Below are 13,139 nucleotides of genomic sequence, written 5' to 3'. Positions count from 1 at the left end.
TTTGATTCACAATTAACTAAATAGTTTAATCCTGTACTCAATATCGATATGATTGTTCTCAAGATCGATTTTTTTAATTAATTCATGAAGGAGGGTTCTTAATCTCCCTATATCGGATGTGTCGAGTTCCAAGAATTCCGTAATTATTTTGTAAATGTTGGCCGTTTCATTCGCCACAGCCTGTATAGCTGAAATTTGATTATTAATTATATTTACCTCTTCCTCGATACCCTCAGCTTTCGTCTTTATTTCAATCATCTGCTCCTTATACATAGCCTCTGGGAACAAATCCCTTTGATCAAAAAGATCCCGTTGGTCTCTGTACAGCCTGTCGAGAAGTTTCATTCTGGATTTCTTATCTTCCTCAAGACGAGCGATATCGCTATTCCTATTATTGAATGCAGCTAGTTTGTTTTTATCTAACGTTCTTACCCGATTTCGAACAATTTCAATTACATCCGACTCCAACTCATCAGCGTTAACATTTGCTTGAGGGCATGCATCTCTACCGTATTTGTGGTAAGTTTTGCAAATATAGTACCGATATTCTTTATCTTTGAAAGAACGTTTTTGACATACCATGCCTTGGCCGCACTTTTTACAAAACAGGATCCCAGTTAATGGGTGATACGCTCGCCGTGGCTCTCTGTGATGTGTGCGTTCGTTTAGAATGGCTTGTGCTCTATAAAATACTTCTTCGCTTATCAAAGGCTCATGCGTGTTTTTTACTATCGTCCAATCAGAAGGTTTTATTTTTTGTACAACTTTCTTTTTTGTCATCCTGCCGGTATCATCATAATTTCTTTGAAGAACGTTTCTCCTTTTTCCGTAAACAGTATGGCCAATATAAGCTTGGTTCTTCAGAATTCGATTAATTGAAGTCCTGCTGAATAAGTTTCCGTCACGCGTACGTTCCCCCTTGTCATTCAAAGTTTTTGCTATTGAAAAAGTCCCCATGCCTTGCTCCGTGTACAAATTAAAAATCGTTCGCACTACATGACTCGAATCAGGATCAACTTCCAGTTTTTTTGTTTCGCTATTCAGCTTATAACCTATGGGGGCATCCGTATTCCATTGTCCACGACGTGCTTTTTGTTTTTTAGCGCTACTAACCCGAACCGATATTTTTTTGCTTTCTTGCTCGGAAAGGACAGACAGAATATCAAAGGTAATATTGTCTTTGTTATTACTGTCATAATTATCGTTAATCGCTATAACCCGTACCCCATATTGTTCAAACATCCCGATGATCGCCGGATTTTCCTGCTTATCTCTGCCAACACGACTCACTTCTTTGAATACTAAGACTTTACACTGACCACTCTTTGCTTTTTCGATAGCGTTTTTCATGGCCTCTCTATCAAAAACGCTCGTATAGTATCCTGAAACAGCATTATCTACAAAAATGCACTCTTCATCGAGGTAATATGTATCTCCGAGCCGGCTGATAAACTCCTCACCTTGGCTTAATTGATTTTCAACCGAATCGCCTTGCTTGTCCGTACTTACCCGGGCATAGATTCCACATGGGATCTTATTCGTTGTTTCCAATCCGCTTCTCACCCCTAAGGTTTTTTAGTTAATTCTAACAACACCCATTAATTTTTTCAATGTATCATTAACTAAAAAGGAGACCTCTTATGCAGAGGTCTCCTCATCGTTATTTGATTTTTCTACTTCTCTATCAGGCAATACGACTATGTCTAATTCCATACCATACTTAGATTTTGCATATTCTTTAACTTTTACTGCTAACCATTCATATGCAGGTTGGTCTCCGTCTTTTTCGGTATAAGTAAATTTCATTCGACCTCCCTCCCTTGAAACATTTTATTCACTGTTGCTCGTCCTCTATGTGCTTTACCAAGGTTTGAATATTGAGGATACGGAAATCCGAAAGCGTAAAAGCGAGCCGATAAAATGCCCTTAACCTCAAGTTTGTATATTTTGTTTTAGACATGGGCATTTCCGTGTCATAAATTTGGTAATCCCGCTTATAGTCGTCCTCCATATACCTTTTTGAGATGAGTAACCTTTCTTGGACAGGAAGTTTGGACACAGCTCGCTCGATCTTTTGTATGAAAATTCTCCGTCTCGCTGGCTCATCCACATTAAAGACCGCTACATTGGCCGTTTGGTCGCTGGTAACATTAGTTGGTCCACTTGGCCGATCCTCATAACTCGCTGTCATGGTTGGCTCCCGCTCATCAAAAGTGATCGATTTATAAAAACGGTATTTTTCAAATACTGCCTCAATCGCCTTCTGAGTTTTGGACCCGTCCAAATCATCTAATCTAGGAATTTTAAAATCAAATTCTTCCTGCATCCGTAATCACCTCGCCTCCAAGGTAACGAATTCCCCGGCCGAAGCCGGGGCCGGCATCAAAACGGCAGGTCATCGTCGCTTTTGGAGCCTACGCCGGCCATCGGATCATCTTCTTCGTCGAAATTAAGCTTTCCTTGGTTTGGATCGTCCGCCTCAACCGTTCCGTCTTGGTTGATTTTCCCTTTCAGCCCTTCGCGGTATTTTTTCTGATGCTCCCGGAACTCCTCAACCGATTGGTTGGTCTTAGATATGGTGAGGGCAACGTCCGTGCCGGATCGGCTGTAAAAGGCGCTGCTGCTCTCTTCGGATGTGCCGCCCTTGACCTCAAATTCCAGCACAGTTTTCTTGTCATCACGGTTTAGCTTCTTGAATTCCGCCTCGACTTTAACATCTCCCAAGCCCTCAATTTCCAGCGTAACCACGCTGCGTGAAAGTGCCCGAAGCTCCTCTTTTTCCTCGTCCTCACCCTTGACCCAGAAGGTCATAGATTCCTTTTTGCTGTCGCGAGTTTGCTTGTTAAATAAGGCTTTGATTGTAGTAGTCATGTATAATTTCCCCTCTCTATGAATTAATCGTAATAATTGCGATTGCTACGATAGCCGCGCAGCAGATGTATGCCAGAAGCTGCGAAAGCTTTTTGTCATCCCCACTCTCCGCGATGGTGCCTGCGAATGATAGGCCAGCAACGATATCTATTTGTATCAGGATCGTACTTTCCAGCAGCCTTACACGCCATCCTTATCACCTTCCCTCGGGAACTCATCCCACGTTCTACCGTCCAGAATACGGCCGGCGGCTTTCTTCCCGACTTTCCAAACCATCTCATCGTCAGGCGAACGAGTCCCAAAATCATAAGCAACACTCGCGGGTATATGTTCGTCGAAGTTACCTCCCGGCGCCCACTCTCCCCACTGCTTGAAGAAGAATGAGACTTCTGCCGTCTGGCATTGGTCCCGCAGGCTTCTCGCCCAATCCGGATTCATCGGGCGGGCGGCATGGCCGCTCTCTCCGCCGACGATGACCCAATTAATAAACTCGTTTGTCGGTTCCGCATTCGGGTATCCGTGAATGTTGTCGGGGTCGTAATATGACGGCTTCCACCCAGGAGTGAGCAGCCATTTCGACATGTCAACCGGTCCCAACAACGGCTCACAGGAGAGGAACCGTACCGCCGCCGGCGTTTGGAGCAGCAGCGGAATACGCTCGCCTGCCGCCTTCTGGTTCTCCACGCTGACGCCGAGCCAGACGTTGGGGAGGGGCCAAGCCATTCCTTCAGCACGTCGTTCATTTCCCACTTGTGCCTGGTATACTCCACCCGTTCCGGTCCATGCTGCAATCTTTTCTTTCCGGTTTGAGAGCCTGAAATATTCAGCCATCCGCTCCGGCCGTTTCGTCAGGACTTGGAAAGTATGCTCCGGGCACGACGCCATAACCGCAAAAACCTGATCGATGTAGTCGTCCGGAACGTCCGGGTGAAACAAATCGCTCATGCTGTTGACGAATATTCGCCGCGGGCGCCGCCACCGCAGCGGCTGGTCCAGCTTCTCCGGCCGAAGAGTAACCTTAAATCCTGTTTCGAAGTAATGCCCCGGCGTGCCCTGAAACCTTTCCGTGAACATTTTAGCGTAGCAGTTGCGGCAGCCCTCCGATACCTTCGTGCAGCCGGTGACCGGGTTCCAAGTAGCATCAGCCCATTCAATTCCTGTTTTGTCGCTCATGGCCGGCCCTCCCAATTCCAAAGCCGCTGCATGCCCTTGGCCGGGATCGGCTCGGGCAGTCGGCGAACGTCAGTAATCTCCCAGGCATAGCGCCCCTTTTCATACCACCCAAAATGATATTCATTATCCAAAGTGCTGAAATGAGTCTTCCGATTCTCGGATTCCAACACAACCACGCCGCCCAATACATCCCGATATACCTGAAAGCATTCATTCAATTTTGCTACGGCCACCACCGCCCCGGTTGGCAAATTATCCGCCGTGTACCCATGCCGAGCGAGTACCGCCTTGATTTCCGGTTGCTCGCAGGCAGAGCGGTCCACCTTCTTGCCGGCGTGAATCCCGAGCGGGCCCCGGTGCTTCGTGGCCCATCCTCTGGTTTCAAATCGTTTCTCGCCGAGGGCGATCAGCGTCGCCCAGGGCTGGAGTATCGTTATGGCTTTCATTTAGGCACATCCTCCCCTAAACTAATTTCGTTGTTCTTCCAGCGGAGATACTCTTCCAACTCTCGCCGTAGCGCCTCGTTTTCCTGGCGCAAGGTGCGGCTCCCCTTACAAGTGGAATGCCGCATATGGTCGCCAGTCCGAGCTATCTCGTCCTCATAAACCCCATAGCCGCAAATATAGCAATCGCCAAGGATGCAGCCGCTGGCCATCAGTCCGCCTTACGAAAGGGAAATACTTCCCAGCCTCTATTTCTCAGCTCATCACACATAACAGTTACAGCCATTGCCCGCTTGTTTCCCTGGCCCCCGCTTGTCGGGGGAATCATGTATCCGGGGCCAATCCATTCGCGCTTGGCTCGGCAATATAATCCGGCATCAATGATGGCTAGTAGTACCTTTGCCTCACGCTGCCGGGGGAGCCGTAGGAAAACCGAATCCAGGTTCGCCGTGCCGCCATCGTCTACCGCGTCAGCCGCAGCTTTTGCCGCGGCGTTAGCCTCTCGTAAATCGGTTACGAGCTTGTTCCAGTCCATGCTCAGCCCTCCACTTTTCTGAGGAATTCCGTGGCAAAACCGCCGCTGTAACCCTTAAGCCTCACCACTTCCGACCCACATAAATCCCAAGGTTCTGAATCTACTGTCCACACCGTCCCGGCGTATTTTTCCTTCCTCGCTTCGTAGCAAGAGTGCATTACTACCTGGTCGCCCTCTTTTAATCCAGACTTTTTATATTTTGGTTTCTTCATATTGATTAGCTCCCCTCAAAATAGAGTTAATTGTTCAACTACAGTCGGTTTTATCACTCTCGGCACCGCAAACCTGTCCCAGTTCGGCCCCGGCCAGGCCCCTGCGCCGTCCTCTGTGCGGAAGTAAACAAACTCTTGACCGTCTGGTAACAGCAGTCGCTCCACAAACCTGGCCGGGCCGACGTGGATGATGTACAAGTCATGCGTCCAATCGCCGGGCTGTGATTGTCTTATGCCGGCCAGAAGCGACATGCATTCTTCGTGGGTCAGCTGCCGTATCATGCCAATCCCTCGATGTCGAATAGCGTAGGCATTTCAACCTCGGCTTCCGCAGCCTGCAGGTAGCCAATCCCGTCTCGGTAATAGTCGGTGTTGAGTTCTACCCCGTAGCCGCGGCGCCCCATTTTGACCGCCATGTAGGGAACCGTCATCAGGCCGCCAAACGGGTCAAATACCAGGTCACCGGGGTTGCTGTAGCGGTTGATGATCCGCTCCACGATGTCGAGTTGGAGCGGGCAAACGTGCATTTGCTGGCGCCGCTGGCTTTTCGTGGTGTTGAGCGTCCGCATGCGGTTGATGTCGTCCCACACCTCATCCGTCCAGGATCCGGGAGCAACTACCATAAAGGTAGCCGGCAGTTTTCCGTCCCGGTCCAGCTTCTTCGCAAACTCCACGTGTTCGGCATAGCTATAGACGTTGCCCCTCGAGTATTTGCGGTATGCATCCTGCAGCTTATCCACCGGAACCGCGGCGAGCTCATCTTTGGTCAGCAGCCGGTCCCCGCTGGATCGCCAATACCCATGCGCGTCGATCTGCCATTGCGCCCGGGTGTACTCCTCTTTGGTTTTGGTGACCGGTTCGTCGGCATATGCTCGGCTGGTGTCGCTTGGCAGCCGGCGGAATAACAGAATGTATTCCGGGCAGCCGACGCCCATTTTGCTACCGTCTTTGCATTGCTCCGACCACCCGAGGCGGTAAGTCTGGTTGTTTTCCCGGACCACATCCGTTACAACCGTGATCATCCCAAAATAGCGGAAACCGTGCTTTTTGTAATGCTTGATGCAGTCCGCGTGGAAGTCCTCCATGGTCGGCATGCCGTCGCCGGTTGCATTTCCAAATAGGACCCGGTCTTTGACGTGGATTGCCGCTACCCGGCCAGGCTTCAAGATCCGGAGCAGCTGCGGCGTCAGGTGGTCCATCTGCTCAAAAAACCGCTCTGTGTCCTCGTTGTGGCCGAAATCGTTGTATGACGGCGTATATTCGTAATGATTGCTGAATGGGATGGACGTATGAATCAGATCGACGCTGCAGGCTGGCATGCTCTCCGCCTCCAGTACGCAATCGTTATTCACGGCCGTCCAGCGTTCGCCTTGTAATTTCACTCTCTCAACTCCAATCGTGCGGGCCAGCTTGTCGAGGACTGATGTTCCCGATAGCCCGTATTTCTTGATGATTTCCACCATCTTACCGACCAGATAATCATGCTGCCGCCATTTCTCCAGGAGAGTCTTCATGATCTCCGATTCGCTATCCATGTGGATGAAATGGACCTCACATGGGTGCTTTTGGCCAAATCTATAAATCCGGTGGACGGCTTGAATTGTGTCATTGAATGAATAATCGATGCCGGCAAAGACTTCGATATGGCTTTGCTGCAGGTTGGCCCCGGATCCTAATATCTCCGCTTTAGACAGGAGCACGATGTATTTCCGGGCCTTCCAATCCAGAATTCGCTGCTCTTTCTCGTCATGGGGCAGGCTTCCGTAAACGGAGGCAACGCTGATCCCCTCGGCGGCCAGCGCCCGCTCAATGGCGTCCTGCTCGTCGTTGAGATGGCACCATACAACGATCTGCTCCGGCAGGTTGGATTTGACGATCTCCACCACCCGGGCGACCCGCTGACAGATGCTTTCCCGCTTCTCCCGAGCCGCATCCTTAAGTCCCATGGCCGCATCCCGTAGTAAAAGCAGTTGTCCGTCCCGCTCTGCTCCGGCCTCGCTGTGGTCCACTGGCAGCTCATGGTACTGGATATCGAGCGGCGGCAGGTCATACCCCTCGTCGGAATACCCCAAATCGCTCGGCTTGGTGATGAACAGCGCCCAGGTTGATACCCAAAGCCAAAATTCCGTTTCCTTATGCGGGTACAGCGTCAGGTTGTTGGCCTTGGTCGAGTCCCGCTGAAAGAACCGCGTCAGCGCCTGGCCAGTGTCCATGACTTCTAAAAAGCCGGCGTAATGGATCAGCTCCTTGTATTTGTTCGGGCTCGGCGTGGCCGTGCAGACCAGTTTGAAGGGGACGCCTTTGAACTTGTCGAGGAACGTTTGATAGGTCTTGGTGCCGTATCCACGCAGCACGCTCGCCTCGTCCAATACACAGGCCGTGAAGTAAGTCGGATCGATGTCCCCGTCCCGAACCCGCTCGTAATTCGTGAGAAGGATGGAGCCGACGGCGCCCTCTACCTCCGCCATGGTCCGGACGTATTCCGGTTTCTCCATCCCCAGCAGGTTCACGGCGTCATTCTCAAACTCCAGCTTCACCCCGAGCGGGAGGATGATCAGCGCCTTGCCGCCTTTGTGCTTCATAACCAGCCGGCAGAACTCCAGCTCCTGAACTGTCTTTCCTAGCCCGAAGGCTTCGAACAACGCCCGGCAGCCGCCGCGGAGTGCCCAAGCGACCCCGCCCCGCTGATGTGGCTTGAGTACGGGATGTATTTCATCCGGGGAGACCATGAACCCCGTCTCCCTGGCTATCTCGATTTTGGTTTTTAAGAAATCAATGTAATTCAAAGATCAGGCCCTCCTTTCGTCTAAAATAAGAACGTTTGTTCCGTCACATGGGTGTGACCGTCCGCCGCCGCAGTCTTCCCGCGCCGTTTGGTCGTTTTTGGTTTTGGCTTTGGCTTTGGCTTTTGCTTCTTAACCGAGCCTGGATCGATGATCGCCATAATGACTTCTCGCTGGTATTTCGGATAAGCATCCAATTCTTCGCCGCGCTTGACGTTGTATACAGCTTCGGCGATCCGGGCAAGTACATAGGCATCAGCGATGTTGTCTGTTCGTGGCTTATCGCCCCAGTGGGATTCAACTGCAGCCATTACTCGGCGTTTAACTTCTTTGCCGTCCAGCTTCACCTTGCTTCCTGGCTCGCCTTCCCACTCGGCAACATTCACGAATTTTTTCAATTGATTAGGAGTTGCCGAGATAAAACCGCCGACTTTACGATCTGTTGCCAACCTGGCCCCCCAATTGAATCCGCTCGAAACCTTATTCGTATCGTATTGGGCCTCCATCGCGAAACCCTCTATGCAGACGTCATCGTCTGGCTTCAGGTGTCGATAGACCTCATTGAGGATCATATTTATGCGGGCCGGCGGCGAAGCTCCTTTTGCGACAAACTCAGTCCAACCGATCAGTCTGCCGTCAGGCCCGATGGCAACGAATCCCGTATGGGTGGCCGGGTCGATTCCGACGTGCCTCATACCGGAACACGATACGGCAGGATCAGATATAGGCTATCGCTGCCGCCTCCCGGCCGGATGATGATCGGGCTCATCGGTCCTGTGAATCCGATGTGTATTTGCTCGCTCTCAACCACCTTCAGCACATCCAGCATGTATTTGGAGTTGAACGCGATCCGCAGCGGTTCGCCCGTAAATTTGTCGGCCTCCAATTCCTCAAGTACCTTGCCGACCCCGGAGGATGTAGATTCAATTCGTACCGCCCCGTCATCCGCAGCGTTCATTCGGACGATGTTCGTTTTCTCCTCTCGGGCCAACAGGTACGCCCGGTCAAGAGCCGACTCGAACGCTTTGGAGCTCACATCCAGCTCCGATTTAAACGCGGTCGGGATGATCTTCGATGTGTCCGGGAAAGTGCCGTCCAGCAGGCGGGTGTAAAAGTGAGCTGCTCCGACATTGAATAGCACTTGGCTATTGCCTACCGAGATTTCGACATCGCCCTGATCCGGAATGATCTTGACCAGTTCATTAAGCGTCTTTGCGGCAATGACGGTGTTATGAAAGCTCATGTCCTCTGGTGCATCAATAGCGGCAATTACGCTGGCCAGACGATGCCGATCGGTTGCTAAGAGCTTTAGCCGCCCGCCGTCGAGGTTCCATAGCACCCCGGTAAGAATCGGGGAAGCTTCGTTGGTAGAAACCGCGAACACCGTAGACCGAATCAGCTCCTTGAGCTTACTCCCCGCTATCGCAAAGGTCAGATCATCGTCTACCGCCGGCGCCTTCGGGAACTCCTCCGGTTCCATTCCAACCAGCTCGATATCTGTCCGGCCCGACTTAATCCTGGTGCTAAATCCGTCCCCCACCTCGATCTCGACGGAGTCTTTCGGCAGCTTCTTTATGATATCGATGAAGAACTTGGCCGGGAGCACCACACTGCCTGTTTGCTCCACTGTGACGATCTCCGAACCGCTGGCCGCCTCTATCGGAATGAATGCCTGAATCGTCGTATCGATGTCGCTCGCCGTGAGCGTAACCTGATCTGATTCAACTTCCAACTTGATGCCAGTCAGGATCTGGATCGTCGTCTTGTTGCTGATTGCTTTGGAGACATGCTGGACGGCCTCGTTCAGTTCTTGCTTTGAAATACGGATTTTCATGCCCGTTTCATCCTCCTTTGTTGGCTTTTTGCCTTGCGATAGGACAATTTTCTATTTTTCTTACAACGCTTCTTGTAGGCTGTAGCTGCCAACAACCATTCCGCTCTAAGTCTTTCAACTTCATCGTTAGGCGTCTTGTGGTTATAACTCGCCTCAAAATTCCCGGCGATCAAGTCGGTATATCCATAGGAAAAATGGTCTTTAAAGTGTGTGTCCTCAGAGCTACGGCCGCATAGTGTTATCGTTTCGACCACGCCCCAGTGTTCTTCACTCCATGATCTGTTGTAAAGCTCCTCTCCACAGATTGGGCATTTGTTGAATCCATATTTGCGCTCGCATTTCATAGAGATCAGCTCTTCTTCCAGCTCATACCTGTCATATTCAAAGAGAACTGGCAGTTTCAAAAGCTTGCGGATAGATACGTCTCTCATTCCGTTCACCTTCCTTTCAGTCATCATCCAGCCAGGCCCCAATATCGATTTTTTTGCCCGTGTCCGGCGGAGCTGCTACTGGTTTGCTCGCCGGCGGCTTTGCGGCCGCGGGTGCGGTTTCAGGCGGCGGAGTGACGGCGCCCGGGTAAAAACTCACTCCCCGATCCCGGAGCCGGTATTCTTCGGCCACTTTCCACATCCGATCGTAGGCGGCTTTATATGCGGCCACTTCCCTCGGAGTGCTCAGTGGGTCCTCGATCAATTCTGCGCACTTAACCATCCGGCCGCATAGCTCGTTAAACTCCTCGTCGCTATCAATTCGTTCAGGAATTTTTGCCATTTCGGTCACCCAGCCTTCTTAACAGGCTCTTCATCAGAAAACTTCGAGAACTGGCGAAGGAACCACATTTCAACGGTTCCGGTGCCGATATTCCGCCCTTTGGCGATAATCACCTCGGCTATGCCCTTTTTCTCAGAATCCTTGTTGTAGTAGTCGTCCCGGTAAAGGAAGATGATAATATCGCCATCTTGTTCCAGCGAACCGGATTCGCGCAGGTCCGAAAGCATTGGCCGTTTATCGGGGCGTTGCTCGACGTTCCGGCTAAGCTGGGCTAATGCAACGACCGTTATGCCGTATTGCCGGGCCATTAGTTTTAGGCTGCGGCTGACATAAGAAACCTCCTCGCTTCGGTTCGGGAACTTCATCCCGGACGGAATCAGCTGAAGGTAATCGATGTAGATCACGATCCGTTTTCCCGGATTCTCTTTAACCAGGCGTTTGACCTCGCTGCGAATATGCTGCAGCGTCATTCCAGGCGTTTCGTCAATATAGATCGGGAGCCGGTCGAGTTCATCCCTCGCGTAGCTGTATTTCTCCCAATCGGTATCCGAGAAGCCACCGGACCGCATTTTATGGCTGTCGAGATTGCCCAGCGAGCAGATGAATCGTTCCGTAACGGTGATCGCCTTCATCTCCGCCGAGAATATCCCGGCGATTGCTCCCGAGCGAGCAACGGATATGGCATCATTCCCCATGTAAGCCGTTTTCCCCATACTCGGCCGCGCTGCGACGATCACGAAATCACCTTTCTGGTGGCCACCTGTCATTTTGTCGAGCTTCTTGGACAGCGTAGATGGCCCGGTCATACCCTTCTTTTTAGCCCGCTCCTGGATATCCTCGATGTGTCCATCCAGCACGTCCGCCATTTTGATCAACCCGGCACCTTTCTGCTTGGGGGCGAGCTCGGCCAGTTCTTCCAACTTCGCCCGGGCATCGGCAAGATGCTTTTGAACGTCTATTCCGTCCTGCTGCCCTTTTACGGCCATGGCCTCCATTACCGCGGCGGATTCGCGCTGAATGTATGCATTTCGAATGATTGCTTGGTATTGCTCGAATCGCGCCGCCGTCGGAACGGAGGAAGACAATTGACTAAGGTATGAAATGCCGCCCATGCGCATCATTTTGGACCCGGAGCGCGCGGCCATGAGTGTAAGGTCGATCGTCCCATCCTGCTCGTAGACAAATTTCATGTACCGGAAAATCAGGGAATGCCGTTCATCTGCACCGAAATCGTCGGCCGTCAGGTAGCAATCATCTATCAAATCCGGCTGGAGAAGGAAACTCCCCAGGACTGCCGTTTCCGCTTCGTAAAGTCCGTTCATCGCCGCGCACCCCATTTCTTTAAGATGTTCTCAGGTGGTGGAGTGGCATTTTCCCACCAATTCTCCTTTTGTTCAAGGAGCAGAGTGGTTTCGAGCTTCTGTTGCTCATAGTCGGTTTGCTCCTCCAGATCGGCCCGTACGATATCAGAGATTTCCGGGAAAAAGTGCTTCGTTTGGATGTAATGATTCAGGTTCCGAAGCGCCCTTTCCCCGTCGATATCGGCAAGCATTTCGCACCACAGGCGGAATATGCCAGGGTTCTTGCTAAGATTCGGGGCGCTGTTCGGGAAGGCCGCAGTAGCCTTCGCCAGAATTAAGCTGACCTCGTTCTCCGTCAACGCCGGCACCCCCCATCTGTTTTTTTAAGAAGTCCAGATTTTCGGATAGCGTATCGTTATTGCTCGAAGCCAATCCTTCAGGATCAACGGTAGGATAGTCCTTCCATCTCTCTTGGTTTAAATAGGTGGCTGGGTATGGAATGAACTTGGTTTCGGTCTCGAGCAGCTTGCAGGTTTCTACGAAGTTATTTGTAAAGGCGATCGCTTCGTCCGGATTAAATGAGTTGTGCTTACATAATCTCTTCCAAGACTCTCGGGCCTTTTTTCTACTCACCTTTCTTGGATAGATTTTGTAAAACTCATCGAAGAGAGCTTCTTTATCTTTAAAACTTATATTTAAAGAACTTATATCTTTATCTGGGGGTCTCTTTTGATACCCCAAAACCGGCTCTTGAGGGTTCAAATCTGATACCCCAGGGGGTTCAAATCTGATACCCCTATCCCCATCATTAGGGGGGTTCAAATCTGATACCCCGGGAATCGAGAACAGATCAAGTTGTTCATCCATCGAATCACCGCTTTTTTGAATTTCCCATTCATCATAATTTTTGTTAAAGGACAGCCTCCGCGGTTTAACACTCGTTTCTTTTTGAGTGACGACCAAGACGTTATAGCGTATAAGGTTTGAAGTCTCTCTTTTGATCGAGCTCTCCGGGAGGCCTGTGTTCTCCTGCAAAAAGGAGAGTGAGAAATCATGGTCTTTCCGGTGGAAACCGTATGTGTAACGCCATACAATCAATATGATCCTGAACTGAGTGGCGTTGAATTTGAACTTAGCCGCTGCTTCAATCAGTTCATGAGCCACCGGGGTAAACCCGTTTTCCTTCTGGACGTCCGCCATGCCTCCTCACCAACGT

General features: G+C 50.9%; 16 protein-coding genes. All 16 read right to left on the bottom strand.

From position 1 onward, the window contains the following. Positions 1-12: 12 nt before the first annotated feature. The 16 genes from NYE74_RS33190 to NYE74_RS33115 all read right to left on the bottom strand — a co-directional run bounded on the left by NYE74_RS33190 (position 13) and on the right by NYE74_RS33115 (position 13,123). Positions 13-1,551 (bottom strand): recombinase family protein, encoded by a 1,539-nt coding sequence (locus NYE74_RS33190; protein WP_341005622.1) that lies wholly within the window; start codon positions 1,549-1,551, stop codon positions 13-15. Positions 1,552-1,638: 87 nt separating this feature from the next. Then, positions 1,639-1,806 carry a hypothetical protein gene (locus NYE74_RS33185; RefSeq protein ID WP_341005620.1) on the bottom strand — a complete coding sequence of 56 codons (168 nt, stop codon included), beginning with the start codon at positions 1,804-1,806 and terminating at the stop codon, positions 1,639-1,641. Between the two features lie 28 nt (positions 1,807-1,834). Then, positions 1,835-2,326: an ArpU family phage packaging/lysis transcriptional regulator gene (locus NYE74_RS33180; RefSeq protein WP_341005619.1), complete on the bottom strand. Its 492-nt coding sequence runs from the start codon at positions 2,324-2,326 to the stop codon at positions 1,835-1,837. A 56-nt stretch (positions 2,327-2,382) separates the two neighbouring features. Further along, positions 2,383-2,871: a hypothetical protein gene (locus NYE74_RS33175; protein WP_341005618.1), complete on the bottom strand. Its 489-nt coding sequence runs from the start codon at positions 2,869-2,871 to the stop codon at positions 2,383-2,385. Positions 2,872-3,051: 180 nt separating this feature from the next. After that, positions 3,052-4,044: a DUF5131 family protein gene (locus tag NYE74_RS33170; RefSeq protein ID WP_341005617.1), complete on the bottom strand. Its 993-nt coding sequence runs from the start codon at positions 4,042-4,044 to the stop codon at positions 3,052-3,054. Further along, positions 4,041-4,490: an ASCH domain-containing protein gene (locus NYE74_RS33165; RefSeq protein WP_341005616.1), complete on the bottom strand. Its 450-nt coding sequence runs from the start codon at positions 4,488-4,490 to the stop codon at positions 4,041-4,043. The genes NYE74_RS33170 and NYE74_RS33165 overlap by 4 nt, the downstream gene beginning before the upstream one ends. A 208-nt stretch (positions 4,491-4,698) precedes the next feature. Continuing rightward, positions 4,699-5,022, bottom strand: a complete 324-nt coding sequence (locus tag NYE74_RS33160) for a hypothetical protein (RefSeq protein WP_341005615.1) — start codon at positions 5,020-5,022, stop codon at positions 4,699-4,701. Positions 5,023-5,024: 2 nt separating this feature from the next. After that, the gene (locus NYE74_RS33155) at positions 5,025-5,234 is read right to left on the bottom strand and encodes a hypothetical protein (protein WP_341005614.1); all 210 of its coding nucleotides are present in this window, start codon (positions 5,232-5,234) and stop codon (positions 5,025-5,027) included. A 278-nt stretch (positions 5,235-5,512) separates the two neighbouring features. Then, the gene (locus NYE74_RS33150; RefSeq protein WP_341005613.1) at positions 5,513-8,020 is read right to left on the bottom strand and encodes a DNA methyltransferase; all 2,508 of its coding nucleotides are present in this window, start codon (positions 8,018-8,020) and stop codon (positions 5,513-5,515) included. Positions 8,021-8,040: 20 nt separating this feature from the next. Next, a complete protein-coding gene (locus NYE74_RS33145; RefSeq protein ID WP_341005612.1) occupies positions 8,041-8,466 on the bottom strand; it encodes a hypothetical protein in 426 nt (141 codons plus the stop codon). 242 nt (positions 8,467-8,708) lie between these two features. Next, a complete protein-coding gene (dnaN, locus tag NYE74_RS33140) occupies positions 8,709-9,851 on the bottom strand; it encodes a DNA polymerase III subunit beta (protein ID WP_341005611.1) in 1,143 nt (380 codons plus the stop codon). Continuing rightward, on the bottom strand, positions 9,848-10,282 hold the full coding sequence (locus NYE74_RS33135) for a hypothetical protein (protein WP_341005610.1): 435 nt from the start codon (positions 10,280-10,282) through the stop codon (positions 9,848-9,850). The genes dnaN and NYE74_RS33135 overlap by 4 nt, the downstream gene beginning before the upstream one ends. Positions 10,283-10,298: 16 nt before the next feature. Continuing rightward, positions 10,299-10,622: a hypothetical protein gene (locus tag NYE74_RS33130; RefSeq protein ID WP_341005609.1), complete on the bottom strand. Its 324-nt coding sequence runs from the start codon at positions 10,620-10,622 to the stop codon at positions 10,299-10,301. Between the two features lie 5 nt (positions 10,623-10,627). After that, complete coding sequence (gene dnaB, locus NYE74_RS33125; protein WP_341005608.1) at positions 10,628-11,944, bottom strand: replicative DNA helicase; 1,317 nt, start codon at positions 11,942-11,944, stop codon at positions 10,628-10,630. Then, entirely contained in the window at positions 11,941-12,282 is a 342-nt protein-coding gene (locus NYE74_RS33120; RefSeq protein WP_340929163.1) for a hypothetical protein, read from the bottom strand. Before NYE74_RS33120 ends, dnaB begins: the two co-directional genes overlap by 4 nt. Further along, complete coding sequence (locus NYE74_RS33115; RefSeq protein WP_341005607.1) at positions 12,209-13,123, bottom strand: replication protein; 915 nt, start codon at positions 13,121-13,123, stop codon at positions 12,209-12,211. Before NYE74_RS33115 ends, NYE74_RS33120 begins: the two co-directional genes overlap by 74 nt. Positions 13,124-13,139: the final 16 nt, after the last annotated feature.

The organism is Paenibacillus sp. FSL P4-0127 (assembly GCF_038007325.1).
GTDB classification, from domain to species: domain Bacteria; phylum Bacillota; class Bacilli; order Paenibacillales; family Paenibacillaceae; genus Fontibacillus; species Fontibacillus macerans.
The sequence above is the reverse complement of the archived record's forward strand: the minus strand, read 5'-3'. Positions and strand labels throughout refer to the sequence as shown.